Below are 16,826 nucleotides of genomic sequence, written 5' to 3'. Positions count from 1 at the left end.
TTCAGGAAGCTTACATATCTCTTGTATGTCGAAAACGATTCTTTTTAATCAAATAAATTTCAGGATACATCAGGTTCAGAAAACTGAAGATCAGTAAGACATTGAACTCAATTCCATTAGTTCCGCCCCCCACTACAAACCAGCCGTTTTGCCAATGAACGAAATAAATTCCACAAACAAAAATGAGGATATTACAAATAGCCACTGGCTTTACATATCGGTCAAGCCAAAGTAACGGCACAGAGAGAAGATGGGTCAGCTTTACAGCCCATGCAATATAAACTCCAAAGGGACTGAACCCTATAGTGTCCAGATAAAAATGCCCAAAATTGTTAACATCTCCACTGAAAATAGAAACTACACTATGCATCAGCAATATCACTGATAACCCCAAGCGAAGGAAGAAACTTTTTTTCATCCATCGAAGCTATAAAACAAAAGAAAGGATTGTTCTGTGCTGTATATCAATTACTTTAAAGTGTATATAAAAAATAAAGAGCAGTAACTTATTTACCGCTCTTTCAATATCTGTAAGATTTTATATTCTTAATTCTGACTTAAAGTTTTCTTTAAAAATTCTTCCAGTTCTTTACCATGAAGGTTTTTAGCTAAAATCGTTCCCTGTCCGTCGATGATGACATTAAAAGGAAGTTCATCAATTTCATAAAGCTTTGCTACAGGACTTTTCCAGAATTTTAAATCACTGATCTGTATCCATTTGATCTCAAATCTGTCAATTGCTTTCTGCCAGCTTTCTTTATTTTTATCTAAAGAAACACCCAGAATTTCAAACATATTGTTTTTACCTGTTCAGAATACGTATCATACAATGTTTTCAGCTCAGGCTGTTCTTCTACACAGGGAGCGCACCAGGTAGCCCAGAAATCTATCAGAACCACCTTTCCTTTTAATGTTGAAAGGGCAAATGAAGTTCCGTCTGCCTTGGTCATTGTAATTTCAGGAGCTTTCTTCCCTACTTCTATTGTACTTTGGGCAGCAATAGACACTGAGAATAATATTAAAAATAATAGGGTAAAACCAGTCTTCATATTAATCATTTGTAGGATAATCTTTATCTAGCCAATCTGTTTTGATGTTTTTCGGAAGATTTAAAAGCTTCGCATTTTTAAAGCCCATTTCCATTAGTAATGCAAACGCAGGACGTATATTAGGACATTTTACAAAAGGACAGCATCCGCAATAGATGACGATTTCCCTGTTCTTAGGAATATCTTTAAGGTAATTTCTCAGTTTTTCCAGATTTTCGGGCTCACGTGTTGGTCCGATATCTACAGAACCTTTGATGATAGCTTCCGGACCTACTGAAATAATCACCAGATCTTTTGTTGTATGCTTTACAATTCTGGAAGCTAATAATGCCGGATCCATCAGCTGACTGTCTTTCCACGGATCCTGTTTTTGCTGTGCCTGACTGAAAATGGAACAGACAAAGCAAGCAATGATAAACAAATACTTCATACTTCTATTTTTCACAAAGATAAAAATGTTTTATGGAGGGATTATAGGAAAATCAACATCTACGGGATATTTTGAAGAGATCAGATTTTTTTGGGAGTTACATGAATCACATTAGAGGCTCCAGGTTCTATAATGAACTGTGTTCCCCGTTCTCTTTCATGCTCTCTGCCCTGAATAGCTGATCCCGTAACGAGAGTTAATTTTCCCTGAAAGACAGGGTGTGGTACTAATGGAATTTCTATTTCCTCCTCTTCCAGCTGGATAATAATTGATTCTGCATCAATAGGCTGGCGTGTTCCGTCTTTTGCAACGGCGAATGCTTGATATTTATGGTTTTCTTTCATTTGTTTAGTACTATGTAAACCATAAAAGTATTAATATTTTGTCAGCTATATTTTTTTAATTTTAAATATTTAATACATTTATAGTTAAGTATCATTCAATAAAAACACCTAGAAAATGGAAGAAACATTCCAGCCTGATGCTATTATCATAGGAAGCGGACTGGCAGGGCTTACTGCTGCCATGGAAATTACCAATGCCGGGAAAAAAGTATTGCTTTTGGATCAGGAAACTGAACAGAATATCGGAGGACAGGCATTCTGGTCTTTTGGAGGCCTGTTCCTGATTAATTCTCCCCAGCAAAGGAGAATGGGAATTAAAGATTCTTATGAACTGGCACTTCAGGACTGGAAAGGTACGGCAGGTTTTGACCGTCCGGAAGATTACTGGCCTCGTCAATGGGCTGAAGCTTATCTGAAATTTGCTGCAGGTGAAAAGTATGAATACATTTCCAAATTAGGCATCAAGCTGATGTTTATGGTTGGCTGGGCAGAACGTGGTGACGGTTCAGCAACAGGGCATGGGAATTCGGTGCCTCGTTTTCATGTGAGTTGGGGAACGGGTACAGGCGTGGTAAAGCCTTTTGTGGAAAAAGCTTACAAAGCTCAGAAAGAAGGACTCCTTCAGATGAGATTCAGACATCGGGTGACAGAACTTGTAACAGAAAATGGAAAGATAAAAGGTCTTAAAGGAGATATACTGGAAAATGATACAAAGGAAAGAGGTGCTGAGACGAACAGAAATGTTCTCTCAACATTTGAATATTCTGCTCCAAACATCATCATAGCTTCCGGAGGAATTGGTGCCAATCATGAGCTGGTAAGGAAAAACTGGCCGGAAAGACTTGGTAAAGCACCGGAAAATATGGTTTGTGGTGTTCCTGCTTATGTAGATGGCAAAATGATTGGTATTGCAGAAAACTCAGGAGCTCATATCATTAATCCGGACAGAATGTGGCACTATACTGAAGGGTTGCAAAACTGGAATCCCATCTGGCCCAACCACGGAATCCGGATATTACCCGGGCCTTCATCTTTATGGTTTGATGCTAAAGGTAAACGGCTTCCCGCTCCCTTTCTTCCCGGATTTGATACGTTGGGAACTTTACAATATATACAGGAAACAGGATTTTCTTATTCCTGGTTTATCCTCACTCAGAAAATTATTAAAAAGGAATTTGCCCTTTCGGGTTCAGAACAAAATCCGGATATTACCAATAAAGATTACGCTCTTTTTGTGAAACGTATTTTTGGTAAAAAGGCTCCCGGACCGGTAGAAGCTTTTAAAGAAAATGGTAAAGACTTCATTGTTTCAGATAATCTGGAAGATTTGGTGAACAGGATGAATGAACTGGCTGGGAATAAGCTTTTGAACTATGAGAAAATAAAATCCCAGATTGAAGCCAGGGACAGAGAATTAGACAATAAATTTTCAAAAGATACCCAGGTTAATTATATCCGGAATACCCGGAATTATTTAGGAGATAAATTGGGGCGTGTAGCGGCTCCCCATAAGATTTTAGATCCTGAAAACGGACCTTTGATTGCTGTAAGACTCAATATTTTAACCCGTAAAACGTTAGGCGGTATAAAAACCAATCTGAATGGTCAGGTATTAAAAGATGATGACAGCATTATTGAAGGGTTGTATGCAGCCGGAGAAGCGGCAGGTTTTGGCGGTGGTGGAATGCACGGTTACAGAGCATTGGAAGGAACATTCTTGGGAGGCTGTATCTTTTCAGGAATGAAAGCCGGGAAATATATTGTGGAACTTAAAAATTAAATACTAGTAAAGTATGAGCAGTTATTTTGATGATAAAGTCATTTGGATTACCGGAGCATCATCAGGTATTGGGGAAGCCTTGGTAACAAGCCTGGCAAAGAACAGCCATGCAAAAATCATCTTATCATCCAGAAAAGAAGAACAGCTGCATCTGGTGGCTGAAAAAGCAGGATTGAGTACGGATCGGTATGCAGTGATTCCCTTAGATCTGAAGAATTATAAAGAAATGCCTGCCATTGCAGCGAAAGCATCTGAACAGTTTGGGAAAATTGATATTCTGATCAATAATGCCGGGCTTTCTCAACGTTCTTTAGCCATGGAAACGGATATTGAAGTGGATAAGCAGCTGATAGATATTGATTATATTGGAACGGTAGCTCTTACTAAAGCGGTTGTACCTTATATGATCAGAAATAAAGGAGGCCAGATTGCGGTTGTATCCAGTCTTATGGGAATATTCGGAGCTCCTATGCGAAGTGGGTATGCCGGAGCAAAACATGCTTTACATGGTTTTTTTGATGCTTTACGGGCGGAATTATTCAGTCAGAATATTAGGATTACGATCATTTGTCCAGGTTTTATACAGACCGATATTTCTATTAATGCTGTCACCGGAGATGGTTCGTCACAGGGTACAATGGATGATGCCACAAAAAATGGAATGCCGGTAGATATTTTCGCAAAAAAAATGCTCTATACCATTGAAAAACAGAAGAAACAAAAAGCTATAGGAGGTAAAGAAGTAATGGCAGTGTATCTGAAGAGATTCTTTCCAAACTTATTGGCAAATATAATCCGTAAGGCAAAAGTGGTATAATAAAAGCACCATTCAATACTGAATCGTGCTTTTAAATTAAAAGGTTTTCACCAACCCTATTCCTACCATTTTATTCTGATAAAATGGCATCACCATCGTAGATGACAAGGTATTTTTACTTTTATTTTTTCCCCGCAATAAATTGTCAATTTTTGGAAACAGCCAGTACGCCAGTTCGGTAGAAAGAATTCCAAATCCGGCTCCCGCTACAACATCTCCCAGCCAGTGTTTATCATTCAGCATTCTGTAGACCCCTGTGAAAATAGCAAATGGATATCCTGAAAGGCTCAGCCAGAAATTACTGTCTTTATATTCCCTGAACATAAACTGTGCTGAAGAAAATGCTGTCGCCGCATGTCCTGAAGGAAAAGATAAGGTATTTGACGTGTCCGGTCTTTCCTCCTTTACAAGATACTTTAAAGGCATTGTAAAGGCTGCCGCAATCAATTGTGAAGAAGCATAAATGATAGTACGGTCTCTCAGGTTATGCTTCCCTTTTATCCCTGCTGCATTCAATCCGTATACAATGACCGCAGGAGCATACTGGGTATAATTATCCAGTTTTATCTGGGTGGGCTGGTGTTCGTTAATTTCAACTTTTGTAGAGATATTAAGTTTCTTCAGATTATTCATCGACAGGCCTGCTACCCCATAGGCAATGAATGCGGTAGGAATAATCAGGCTTTTATAATTCAGTCTGCTCTTTTGAATGTCTGTAGTGATCATACTGTCTTGTGCTGATTTCTGAGCTTCAATAGTGTCATTTATATTCTGAGCGTTTATTGTGCTTAAAGCCGAGCTCAAAACCAGGACATACATCAGTGTTTTTTGAAAGTACTTTTTCATCCTAAATCACATTTATAATTATTCAATTCTGTATTAAAATTTATAGCTGTACCCCAGTCGAATCACTTGGGTTTCATAATAATCATTGCTGGTATAAGCAAATCCGCTGCCCTGAATAGACTTTCTGATGACCATTGTGTTGAGTAAATCAGAAGCATTTAAAAACAGTTCACCCTTCCCTTTCTGAATGGATTTTTTCACTCCTGCATCCATAGAAAACCTTGATTTTATTCTTCCCTGCGGAATAATATCCGGTGCCAGATAAACAAGCGTGAACTGCATATCCAAGCCTTTTGAAAAATGAAAAACGTTATTCATCTTGACATTCCCTGAGATGGCAGTCTGCAGGTCTGCTGAGAAAGTATTAGGTGCAGGATATAGGTTTTCTACAGAAAATGCATTGATCTGATTACGGTATAAATTCCCGTTGACATTCAAGGAATATACATCAGATATCTTTTGGTTCCATATCGTTTCAATTCCTGTATTATAGCTTTTTCCGGCATTCTGAAATAGGGCATAAATAAGAGTGCTGTTCGGGACAATACTTGAAATTCTTGTAATAGTTCCTGTAGCAAAGCGGTGGTATAATGCAGAATATAAATATCCGTTATCCCAATTGTGTTTATATCCAAGTTCAATAGAGTTCGTAAATTGAGGACGCAGTGCCGGATTTCCTACCTTAATGATCTCTGCATCATCATACTTTGGAAAAATACGGATATCAACCTCATTAGGACGGTCTACCCTTCTGTTGTAAAAAACAGAGAACTTATTGCGGTCATCAAGCTTATAAGCAAGTCTGAAATTCGGAAATGGCTGGGTATAATTGTATCCGTCACTTTTATAAGTTGGGTGGTTAGGGTTTACATCATACTGAATTTTTACATATTCCAGCCTCAATCCGAGTTCTGCTTCCCATTTTTCATTTTCAAAAACATAATTTCCGTACACCGCAGGAATAAACTCTTTATAATCGGCTTTTCCTCCCGCAGAAACATCCAGCACAGAGTTGGCACCGGGAATAAAATTCATATTGGTAGGAATGCTTCTGTTTCGCAGCTTAATTCCGGTTTCTATCCGGCCATATTTCAGAGGTTTTACATAATCTACGTTGAAATCATACACCTGTTCATCAGATAGTAACTTGAAGGCATCAGTTCCTGTGGAAGAAGGAAGAGTATTATCATAGAAATACTTTTAATCCTCTCTGTGGAAAGTATAATTGAATCCTACATTCAAAACATGCCCGGCATCTTTGAATTTATGTTGATAAGAAGCGGTTCCCATCACGGTTGTTTTCAGTTCATCTTCCAAAAACTGCCACAGGCGCAGACGTTGCGACATATCACCATTGAAAAACGGCTGATCTCCCCTGTCGATGATCTTTTCGCTTCCATACATTCCTGAAATGGTTAATGTATTTTGCGGATCAATGCTCCAGTCTATTCCTGCTTTGGTGGTAAAGAAATTTGTATTTCTGTTTCTTTTCAGCTGAGAATTAATAACGGTTCCATCATCATAAGTACGGGTTACAAATTCATTTTTATTAAGTGTTTCGGTATATAAATTATCGGCCTGCAAAAATATATTTACCTTGTTTTTTCTGTAATTAACAGAAAGTGAAGGATTTATTTTAGGCGTTAGTGTATACTGTGGTCTTATCGTGGGAAGATTTTCTTTTCTTATCCAAAGAGAACCTAAACCTGTTGTAAATCCTGCTTTTCCGTTCCATCCGTTCTGTTTATTTTTTTTCATGATAATATTGATGATTCCTGCATTTCCATTCGCATCATATTTTGATGAAGGATTGTTGATGATTTCAATTTTATCAATAGCAGAAGCCGGAATATTATCTAACCCTGTCTGGCTTCCAAACCCGGTGAGAGCAGTCTGTTTACCGTCAATAAGTACCGTTACTTTATCATTTCCTCTCAGCTGTACTTTACCGTCCTGTACAGTGATTCCGGGAAGGTTCTGCATGCTTTGTAATACCGATCCGCCACTTTGGCTGATGTTGTCTGCTACAGAATACGTTTTTTTATCAAGGCGGCTGTCTATCTCATTCTTTTTAGATGCCGTAATGGTGATGGCTTCTATATTGGTTTCATTTTCCTGTTTCTGAGCCAGTTCAATAGCGGGGATTTCCAGAAATTCTGAAAGACTTCCTATGAAAACAGGCTGTGTGGAAGTATTATATCCGGTGATAGAGGTTTCCAAAAGATAATGGTCCGGTTTTATACCAGTAATAGAAAATCTTCCTTCTTCATTGGTAATGGTTCCGGCTGTAAAAGTGCTGTCTTTTTCTTTTTTTAAAATAATATGGGCGTAAGGTATTGCTGTTTTATCTTTATTGATGATTCTTCCGGATGCCGTCACAGAAGCTGTCTGCGCAGAAACGAGAGAAGAGATTACCATACAGGTTGGAAAAAATAACAAGGCTGTTTTATTCATTCTGCTAGTCTTTATTTTCTTTAAAAAGTTTGTTATAAGGAGAAATATTAATTATTCGTTTTGAAGAGGTAATTCCCGGCTGTGCTTTCTTTGTGAAATGACAATCATCAAAACCATCAGAGCAAGAGATATCAGGGAAGCATTCAGTGTTCCAAGATCCAGACCTCCTTTAGCTAAAGGTTTTGTTAAAAGATCTCCGAATGTAGCACCAAAGGGTCTGGTAAAAACAAAAGCAATCCAGAACAGGACAACATGATTGATCTTCGTAAAATAGTGAAGCGCCACCACCACTATTATGATCAGCCCTGTAATCAAAGCTCCTGTCATATATCCGAGTCCTAAATTATCACTCAGAAAATCCCCAAAAGCTGTCCCCAGACTATTGGAAAATAAAATTGCTGTCCAGTAATAGAATTCTTTATTTCTTTCAAAAATCGGATAAACCTCGAGGTTTTTATATTTTCTGTACCATAAGAATAAGGAGGTTAAAAGACCCAAAAACAAAATCAGACTTCCTATAAGATATCCGGTTTTTAAGGTCCGGTCGATAAAATCGGAGATTTCTGTTCCCAAAGTTGTTGTTCCGATAATCACAATCCAATAGACAGCCGGAATATATTCTTTTACCCGAAGCTGTACTGATAGTATGAGGATGAAAAATGCGAGTGTAACCAAAATTCCTACAACATACCCCAGATTAAGAGTCATAGAAATAAAATCTCCTAAGGTTTCCCCCAATGTAGTGGCTACAATCTTCATAAGCCAGAAAAGGAGTGTAACCGCTGCTACTTTGTTTGCTGTTCTCATTTTGCTTTGTTTTTTGATGCCACAAATGGCATTGATTCAGAAAACCAGATAGTTCCTGTGAATGAAAGGTTTGTTTTCCAGTCATTTGCAAATAAATATCTGCCTCAGTATTTTCTATACAAAGGTGCAATGCGATTTAGAAGAAATTTTGAATTGTCGGAACCGTGAAGTTTTTTAACTATAATTTAACAGTGAAGATATGACGATGGTTTTCAAACCGATAGCTGATCGCCCAATGGTGAAACCTGCAGATTTCCTGAATGATAGAAAGTCCCAATCCGCTTCCGTTGTTATCTGTTGAAAGTTTTGAAAATCTTTTGAACAGGAAATCTGTATTCAGTTTTTCAGCCCCTGAATTGGAAACTTCAAAGGATGAATTTGTAAGCTGTATAGAAATAGAACCTCCGGGAGAAGTATGGCGAATTGCATTGATGATGAGATTGTTGATCAGTATTTCTGTGAGAATGCTGTTTCCATTCACCTGCACACTACCTGAGATCTCTTCCTGAACGGAAATGTTTTTTTGCTCAAAATGTTCCCCGAGAGTATCAATACTTTGTTGAAGTAAATGGTCAAACAAAACAGTCTCCGAACCATCAAACTGGTTATTCTCAATTTTAGCAAGCAGCAAGAGGTTTTTATTGATGCGGGAGCTTCTTGTAAGAGCTTTGTTCATATCTTCAGCGATTCTGTACTGCTTTTCAGTAAGATTCTGATCCTGAAGCAAAAGATCAAGTTTATTCTTAATGATAGCCAACGGAGTCTGCAGCTCATGGGAAGCATTTTCTGTAAATTCTTTCTGGGTTTTATAAGTAGAAATATTACGTTCTATCAGTTTGTAAAGAGACTGATTAAGCTCTTCAAATTCTGTGGTGTCAGAAGCCGGAAATTGTATGGTATTCTGACTGTTAAGATTGAAAGTTTTCAGTTGATCCAATGTACCTCTGAATGGTTTCCAGATAGATGAAGAAAGCTTTCTGTTCAGATATAAAAGCCCTAAAACAATGATTACAAAGAAAAAAATGGTAATCATTGCAATCACTGCTATCGTCTCGTGTGATTCTTCAATATTAGTCTGTATTGTAAACAAATAAGGTTTTTTTTGCAGATAAATGACCTTTTTCAGGCATCTGTAACGTTCATTTTTTTGTTCTGAAATAAAAGGTAAATGCTTTTCATAAATATAAACCGTATCCCGTTTTATTTGTTGAGTTGAAATTTTCTCAATATTCGTTTCAGGCTGAATGTGATTCCATAGCGCAAGACTTTTGTCCAGTTCCTCTTCAGACAGCTTTAGCTGGTTGAACTCATAAGCTGTTTTCTCTACAATTATCTGATTATGTTCATCCAGTTCACTTTTCCAGATGGTGTCCACCACAAAATAATATACAGGAATACTTATCATCAGCACAATAAGTACGTAGATGAGAAAGGGTTTTGTGGTTTTTGTTAGTAGAGGTTTCAAGATAATGATGAATTATGAATTATGAATTGTTTTTTACGGAAGACTATTTGTTTTTTGATGTAATGATGATGCTTCGGATTATTTTTAATATTTCTATGGCTTCATTACTTATGCTTTCAAATTCAGTAGATGATAAATATTTAGTATGATATAAAAGCTCAATCCAGTAAATAGATTCATCACATTCTTTTTGAGCAACAGCGAGCTTATGAATAAAGTCTGCTTTACTTTCTGCATTCTGTGACTCTCTTATCAAGGCTCCTACTGCTGTTCCACTTCTTAATAGCTGTTTACTCAGAACATATTCATTCTTAGAAGTAGAAAGATATTTATAAAGATTAATAACCCTAATTGCAAAATTAAAGCTTTTATCTTTCAGCACATTTTTCTTTTCACTCATAATTTATAATTCATCATTCATAATTAATCTAGCTTTCCCACTTATACCCCGTTCCATACACGGTTTTCAGATAATGTCCGCATCCGGCATCATACAGCTTTTTCTTAAGGTTTTTTACGTGAGCATAAACAAAATCATGATTGTCGAGCATATCTGCAAGGTCTCCGGAAAGATGTTCTGCCAGCGTACTTTTGGAAATGACTTTATTTCTATTTCCGATAAAATAAATTAAGAGGTCAAATTCTTTTTTGGTTAATGAAATGGTTTCATCGTTTACAGCAACTGTTTTAGCCAGCAAATCAATCTGAAGTTCATTTTGTTTTACCACATTAGAACTGCTGAACTGCTTCCTGCGGATAATAGAATATACCCTTGCCATAAGCTCCGAGAGATGAAAAGGTTTGGTAAGATAATCATCTGCACCCAGTTTCAAACCTTCAATTTTATCGTCCAGCGCATTCTTGGCAGAAATGATAATAACGCCGTCCTGCTTCTGTTGTTTTTTTATTTCTTCCAATATTTTCAGACCATTTCCGTCAGGAAGCATAATGTCCAGTAAAATACAGTCATAATCAAATGTCTCTATTTTGTTCATCGCTTCACTGAATGTACTGGCAGCTTCACAGAGATAATTTTCTCCGGACAGATATTCGGAAATACTTTGGGTAAGTGCTGCTTCGTCTTCAACGATTAGGATTTTCATGGCATAAAACTATCATTAAATTTTGAAGAAATTTTGAATTTAAGAAAAACTCCATCTTAAGTTAATAAAAAAACAGTGAATTTATTCAGTTTCGATTCCTTTTTATAGTAGATTTTTAAATTATTAAAAACTTAAAAATAATAAGGTTAGCCAAGGTCTTGAGCTTTTTTTGAAGCAACTTGAATCGTAATGATATATTTTGAAGAGGACTCTTGTAGGTGTTTTTGTAAGATATTTCATAAATTTACGGAGCTGTATCCATTCACAACAGCATAAAAATGTTCCTAAAGTGAAAATTCACAACAAAAAAAAGTACCTGAGCTTCCTTAAATTTAAAAGAGATTTCCAGAAATACGGATTAGAAAAAGCACGCAGTTATGAGCTTATTCTGCATTGGCTGAACAACAGGCTGAGCCGAAATCAGTTTCTTGTTCTTTCCGGGATTCTGGTAGGCTGCACAGCAGGTCTTGCAGGAGTTATTCTGAAAACTTTAGTACACAGCATCCACAATTTTATTACCAATAAAGTCCACTTTGAATATCAGATATTATTCTATATTGTTTTTCCTTTTTTAGGAATTGTTCTTACTACCATGATCGTTTTAACTTTGTTCAAAGGACAGGATCGTAAAGGTATCGGAGCTATTTTATATGAAATTGCACAAAATTCCAGTATTGTAGCTTCCGTTAAAATGTATTCCCAGGTGATACAAAGTGCTGTTACCGTAGGATTGGGAGGTTCGGCTGGACTGGAGAGCCCTATAGCCGTTACCGGAGCTGCTATAGGCTCAAACTATGCGCAGACCTACAGATTAAGTTATAAAGAACGTACTTTATTACTGGCTGCAGGCGCTACAGCAGGGATTGCCTCTGCATTTAATGCACCGATTGCCGGGATTATGTTTGCCTTTGAAATTCTCCTGACGGGAGTGGTTTTTACAGATTTTATTCCTCTGGTGGTGGCAGCAGTTTGCGGAAGTCTTTTGTCGAGGATTTTGCTTCAGGAAGATGTTCTTTTCAGGTTTTATACAAGAGATCCGTTCAACTATAAAAATGTTCCTTATTACCTTATCTTAGGAATTGTAACAGGCTTGTATGCCCGTTATTTTGTAGTTATTTCTCAAAAAGTAGAACACTTTATAAAAGGCCTTCAGCTGTCCAGAATGCGTAAAGCAATGTTTGGAGGAGCTGTACTTTCATTATTATGTGTGCTTTTTCCACCTCTATTTGGAGAAGGTTATGAAACTGTGAAAGCCTTTACCAACGGAAATACCCATTCTATTATTGAAAACAGTTTTTTCAGATATTTTGAGATCGGAGACTGGACGATTATTGTATTTTTAATTCTGGTATTGCTTTTAAAAGCATTCGCCACTTCTTTTACCATATTCAGCGGTGGAAACGGAGGTAATTTTGCTCCGTCTCTTTTTGCAGGAGGAACCTTGGGGTATTTATTTGCTTTGGTTTGCCAGCACATAGGTTTTACAGATGTTCCGGTGACGAATCTTGTTTTGGTAGGAATGGCTGGAGCAATGAGCGGCGTATTGTATGCTCCTCTTACAGCGATATTTCTGATTGCTGAATCCAGCTTCGGGTATGATTTGTTCATTCCTTTGATGATTGTTTCTGTGATGTCTTACCTTATTGCCAAATGGTTTTCCCCAATTTCTCCGGAATTGAAATCTTTAGCGGATGAAGGAAAGATATTGACCAATAAACATGATAAAAACCTTCTTTTTGCTTTGAGAACAGAAGATTTTATAGATCAGTATTCTCAAACTATTAACGAAAATGCTTCTGTCACTGAACTATTTGAAATGGTAAAGAATGGAGATAAAAATATTTTTGCCGTTGTAGATGATAACAGAAAGCTGAAGGGAATCCTTACTCTGGATGATATACGACCTTATCTTTTTAACAAAGAAATGGATGCTTCCCAGCTGGTTATTCAGATTATGAAAACGCCACCAGCTATACTTCATCGTGAAAACAAGCCACTGGAAATTCTTCAGACTTTTGATGACACAGGCGTATGGAATCTTCCGGTAGTCAGCGAGAATAATGATTTTATAGGCTTTATTTCAAAATCTTCAATTTTAATGAGCTACAGACAGTTGTTGAAAGAATATTCTGATTAGTTAATAGCTGAATAATCACAATAGAAGAACTAAAATTCCCCTCCATTGGAGGGTGGCGAAAATTCAAAGAATTTTTGACGGGGTGGTTAGCGTTGTTAAATAATAAAAAAATCCGTTCATCGCTGAACGGATTTAATTTTAGTCTATAATGAAAGTTGAAAAATTAGTTGCTCGCCTTATTCAACAGATCGATATCTTCCTGATCCAGAATAAGTTTTGGGGCATTGAATACCGTTTCAAGCTGTGATGCACTTGTAGCACTTACAATGGGTGCTGTGATCAAAGGATTGGATAACAGCCAGGCCAGAGAAACCGTTCCTTGAGTGGTATTGTGTTTTGCACTTACCTGATCCAATGCTTTTAACACTTCAAGCCCTTTATCATTTAAATATTTTCTTACGCCCTCACCTCTCGCACTTTTTGCAAGATCTGCTTCATCACGATACTTACCTGTTAGAAAACCTGCTGCTAAAGACCAATAAGGAAATACGCTTACATCAAACTGTTCTGCCAAAGGTGCATAGTTTCCCTCAAATCCTTCTCTTTCCATCAGGTTATAATGAGGCTGCAATGCAACATATTTGGGAAGATTATTCTTTTCTGCAGCTTCAAATGATGCTTTTAAACGCTCAGGTGATAAATTAGAAGCCGCAATATAACGAACTTTTCCAGCCTTAATGATCTCATCATACGCTGAAAGTGTTTCCTCTACCGGAGTGATATTGTCGTCAAAATGTGTATAATAGAGATCAATATGATCAGTCTGAAGCCTTTGCAGTGATTCATCTACTGATTGTAAGATATGTTTTCTGCTGATATCATAGCCATGTTCTTTAGTTTCAGAACCTACTTTGGTTGCCAAAACAATATCATTACGGTTGGAACGGCTTTTCATCCACTTTCCGATAATCTCTTCAGACTGTCCTCCTTTCCCGTTCACCCACCATGAATAGGTATCTGCAGTGTCTACAAAATTGAATCCTGCTTCTGTAAAACGGTCCAGTATATCAAAAGACTGTTTTTCATCCAGCGTCCATCCAAAAACATTTCCTCCGAAATTGATGGGTGCAATCGTTAAATCGGTGTTTTTGATCTTTCTTTTTTCCATAAAAATAATTTTACTAAGTAACCTCTAAGGTAAGGAATATTCAACCTGATGAATATTCAAAATAGCCATTCCTGTTATAGTTATTATTAATGGAAATACTGATGTTTACACAGTTTTTTTGATTAGTATTTTATAAACCTTTGCGCCTTTGCGATATTCCAACAATATGTAGAAAAAGAGCCAATTTGTTTTCACATTTTATGAAATGATTTTGGATAAGCGCAAAGACGCAAAGAATTTTATTTGTAATATCGTTTATAAGGCGCAAGGATTTTATCGGAGATAAAATTGTGCTGTAAAAATTAGACATACGCTTGCCAAAGATCTTTGATTTTCTAGCGCCTAAAAATTAAACAGTAGGATTATAAACCTTTGCGCCTTTGCGTTTTTCCAACAAAAACAGCTAAAAAAACAAAAACAGCCTCCGCGTTGAAAGCTGTTTTTATTATCTATCAATTAAAAAATACGGTTATTTTTCAACCTGCGGAACCTCAATAGCAGTAAGCTGAAGTTTATATTCCTGTAATTGCAGGTTGATAGTTGATAATCCGTTGCTGAAGAATGATGATCCTTTAAAAAGATCATGATAATATTCTATTCCTTCCAGTACATTTTTCTTGAAGGCATTCCATTTTTTTGTTTGGGAATGGGTAATCTGTACTGATGATTCTGTAATTTCCTTTCTCAGATAATCAATATACATTTTCAGTTCATTGATGAACATATTCGGGCGTTGCGTATGAGAAAGAATATTGGTATTTCCATAAATATGTTTTACCATTTCCGAAAGTGATACTTCTTTATCAAAAAAGGCAATATTGGGTCCGGGACATATCACAACACCTTGCTTTTCACCTTTTATTTCAAGATTCTGCTCCATATATGCTGCATTCACAAGTCCTACACATAAGCAGGCTTTATCAGTAATTTGAGACTTTCTTTGCTCGAATTCCTTTTCTGTTAAGGTTTCCCGGTCTGCATACAATTCTTTCAGTTTGATATCCTGATACTTTTTAGAAGCGGTGCAGGTTCCTTCCGGAGAAAATTCTTTGCTTAGTGCCAGAAGCTTTTTGGGACACGAACTTCCATATTTGCCTTTAGCTTCTTTTTCATGCTTCAATGTTTCATTTGAGGTCCCTTTTACGGTGTTGAAAGGAACTCCCAGAGGTGAAATATTACTCAGATACAAATCCTGTTCTTTTGCTTTTACAAGCAGATTTCGGGTTTCTGTGTCTACAGAAGTGGCTTCAGGCACCAGTAAAAATGGTGAACCCCATCCTACGCTGTCTACATTATAATTAGCCAATAGAAACTCATGTTCTTCAGAAGTTCCTACTCCGCCCTGAACGGTAATTTTCATTTCCAAAGGCTCTGAAACCATTGATTTTCCTTTCTGTTCCAAAGCAGCTGTCATTAAGGTATGCGCTGATTGTATCAGATCATTTTTTTTCTGCTTAAATTCTTCCATAATCGGACCAAGAAGCATTCCTTCTGTTGCAAAAGCATGCCCTCCGCAGTTCAATCCGGATTCTATTCTGTATTCTGAAACCCACAGTCCTTTTTTAGCCAGAAAATTTCCCTGGATCATTGCAGAACGGAAGTCGCTTACTTTAAGAATGATCTTCTTTTTGATCTTTCCGTTTTCATCCGGAAAAAAGTCTTCAAACTCTTCCATATAGCTGTAGAGACGAGGATTCATCCCTGCAGAAAGAACCATTGATGATGACAGTTTGCTCTTGGCAAATCCGCGCAATGAAGCATGGGCATCGTTATACATTACCGGAAGCTGTTCGTTGTTCTGATAATTGTCCTTATCCACTTTCGTCATGATATTGACGTCAATACTTCCCGGTTTCAGATTGGATTCTATGAAGTTTTTGATATTGGTGCTCCAGTTATCTTTTTGATTAATAAGATTCTGAAGGCTTGTTTTAAGATCCGAAGTATTCGGAAGTATGGCCATGAAATCTTTTAGTGCCTCTGTATTTTTGCTGATTTCCTGTTTGAAAGATTCAAATTTTTCATTCACGATATCATCCACCATATCCAGATAGGCAGTAACTCTTCTCGCTCTGTAATCGTCTGTCTTTGTTGAGATTCCAAAATAGTCAAGATTAAACTTTTTGTTATAAAAGTTTTTCATCTTTTCCAGGATTTCATCATCAATGATGGAGATCACAGAAGAAATTCCATATTGTGCAACACGGATTGGGCTGTCTATTGTGTAAGCCAGTCCCATTACCGGAATATGGAAATTGTGCAAAGGTTTTTTTGTCATAAATTTTCGATAAAAGTTCTTTTCTTATTCATCTAAAAAATCCTTTAAAAACTATTCACTTCTTAAATATATTATTTTAAAATGAATTATGCATTAAATAATATTTTCTAAAATGAAAAACATGTCAAATGTCATTTTTTTCAATTGATTCAAATAAAAAAGATCAGCCGACTGACTGATCTTTTCGTATTGTGGTATGTTTTATTTT

Annotated in this window: 16 protein-coding genes and 1 pseudogene; 3 read left to right on the top strand and 14 right to left on the bottom strand. The window is 36.9% G+C overall.

Annotated features, from left to right (window positions below; translation table 11 throughout):
- Window positions 1-10: 10 nt before the first annotated feature.
- From AC57AW_RS14120 to AC57AW_RS14100, 5 genes are all read right to left on the bottom strand, one after another.
- Window positions 11-418: a DoxX family protein gene (locus AC57AW_RS14120; RefSeq protein WP_496352394.1), complete on the bottom strand. Its 408-nt coding sequence runs from the start codon at window positions 416-418 to the stop codon at window positions 11-13.
- Window positions 419-546: 128 nt separating this feature from the next.
- Window positions 547-795 (bottom strand): TlpA family protein disulfide reductase, encoded by a 249-nt coding sequence (locus tag AC57AW_RS14115; protein ID WP_496352393.1) that lies wholly within the window; start codon window positions 793-795, stop codon window positions 547-549.
- Window positions 768-1,049: a TlpA family protein disulfide reductase gene (locus AC57AW_RS14110; protein WP_496352392.1), complete on the bottom strand. Its 282-nt coding sequence runs from the start codon at window positions 1,047-1,049 to the stop codon at window positions 768-770. Before AC57AW_RS14110 ends, AC57AW_RS14115 begins: the two co-directional genes overlap by 28 nt.
- A 1-nt stretch (window position 1,050) precedes the next feature.
- The gene (locus AC57AW_RS14105) at window positions 1,051-1,479 is read right to left on the bottom strand and encodes a rhodanese-like domain-containing protein (protein WP_496352391.1); all 429 of its coding nucleotides are present in this window, start codon (window positions 1,477-1,479) and stop codon (window positions 1,051-1,053) included.
- A gap of 80 nt (window positions 1,480-1,559) precedes the next feature.
- Window positions 1,560-1,823: a hypothetical protein gene (locus tag AC57AW_RS14100; RefSeq protein ID WP_496352390.1), complete on the bottom strand. Its 264-nt coding sequence runs from the start codon at window positions 1,821-1,823 to the stop codon at window positions 1,560-1,562.
- A 115-nt stretch (window positions 1,824-1,938) separates the two neighbouring features.
- On the opposite strand from AC57AW_RS14100, the gene AC57AW_RS14095 reads away from it, so the two are divergent.
- Window positions 1,939-3,603 (top strand): FAD-binding dehydrogenase, encoded by a 1,665-nt coding sequence (locus tag AC57AW_RS14095; protein WP_496352389.1) that lies wholly within the window; start codon window positions 1,939-1,941, stop codon window positions 3,601-3,603.
- A gap of 13 nt (window positions 3,604-3,616) precedes the next feature.
- Window positions 3,617-4,420, top strand: coding sequence for an SDR family oxidoreductase (locus tag AC57AW_RS14090; protein WP_496352388.1), 804 nt, complete (start codon window positions 3,617-3,619; stop codon window positions 4,418-4,420).
- Between the two features lie 36 nt (window positions 4,421-4,456).
- Here AC57AW_RS14090 and AC57AW_RS14085 read toward each other — a convergent pair whose 3' ends face one another.
- The 7 genes and pseudogenes from AC57AW_RS14085 to AC57AW_RS14055 all read right to left on the bottom strand — a co-directional run bounded on the left by AC57AW_RS14085 (window position 4,457) and on the right by AC57AW_RS14055 (window position 11,095).
- Complete coding sequence (locus tag AC57AW_RS14085; RefSeq protein ID WP_496352387.1) at window positions 4,457-5,266, bottom strand: phosphatase PAP2 family protein; 810 nt, start codon at window positions 5,264-5,266, stop codon at window positions 4,457-4,459.
- A 33-nt stretch (window positions 5,267-5,299) separates the two neighbouring features.
- Window positions 5,300-6,397: pseudogene (locus AC57AW_RS14080) on the bottom strand (outer membrane beta-barrel family protein); the annotation flags it as partial.
- 69 nt (window positions 6,398-6,466) lie between these two features.
- On the bottom strand, window positions 6,467-7,720 hold the full coding sequence (locus AC57AW_RS14075) for a TonB-dependent receptor (protein WP_496352386.1): 1,254 nt from the start codon (window positions 7,718-7,720) through the stop codon (window positions 6,467-6,469).
- Window positions 7,721-7,771: 51 nt separating this feature from the next.
- Complete coding sequence (locus tag AC57AW_RS14070) at window positions 7,772-8,527, bottom strand: COG4705 family protein (protein WP_496352385.1); 756 nt, start codon at window positions 8,525-8,527, stop codon at window positions 7,772-7,774.
- Between the two features lie 178 nt (window positions 8,528-8,705).
- Window positions 8,706-9,992: a sensor histidine kinase gene (locus AC57AW_RS14065; RefSeq protein ID WP_496352384.1), complete on the bottom strand. Its 1,287-nt coding sequence runs from the start codon at window positions 9,990-9,992 to the stop codon at window positions 8,706-8,708.
- Window positions 9,993-10,035: 43 nt separating this feature from the next.
- The gene (locus AC57AW_RS14060) at window positions 10,036-10,392 is read right to left on the bottom strand and encodes a four helix bundle protein (protein WP_496352383.1); all 357 of its coding nucleotides are present in this window, start codon (window positions 10,390-10,392) and stop codon (window positions 10,036-10,038) included.
- Window positions 10,393-10,420: 28 nt separating this feature from the next.
- Window positions 10,421-11,095 carry a response regulator transcription factor gene (locus tag AC57AW_RS14055; RefSeq protein WP_496352382.1) on the bottom strand — a complete coding sequence of 225 codons (675 nt, stop codon included), beginning with the start codon at window positions 11,093-11,095 and terminating at the stop codon, window positions 10,421-10,423.
- 289 nt (window positions 11,096-11,384) lie between these two features.
- Between AC57AW_RS14055 and AC57AW_RS14050 the strand changes: the two genes are divergently transcribed.
- Window positions 11,385-13,232: a chloride channel protein gene (locus AC57AW_RS14050; protein ID WP_496352381.1), complete on the top strand. Its 1,848-nt coding sequence runs from the start codon at window positions 11,385-11,387 to the stop codon at window positions 13,230-13,232.
- 163 nt (window positions 13,233-13,395) lie between these two features.
- Here AC57AW_RS14050 and AC57AW_RS14045 read toward each other — a convergent pair whose 3' ends face one another.
- Window positions 13,396-14,340 carry an aldo/keto reductase gene (locus AC57AW_RS14045; RefSeq protein ID WP_496352380.1) on the bottom strand — a complete coding sequence of 315 codons (945 nt, stop codon included), beginning with the start codon at window positions 14,338-14,340 and terminating at the stop codon, window positions 13,396-13,398.
- 469 nt (window positions 14,341-14,809) lie between these two features.
- Complete coding sequence (locus AC57AW_RS14040; RefSeq protein ID WP_496352379.1) at window positions 14,810-16,618, bottom strand: hypothetical protein; 1,809 nt, start codon at window positions 16,616-16,618, stop codon at window positions 14,810-14,812.
- Window positions 16,619-16,826: the final 208 nt, after the last annotated feature.

It is taken from the genome of Chryseobacterium sp. BGA-UO-ETr-SB22, assembly GCF_059567885.1.
The sequence above is the reverse complement of the archived record's forward strand: the minus strand, read 5'-3'. Positions and strand labels throughout refer to the sequence as shown.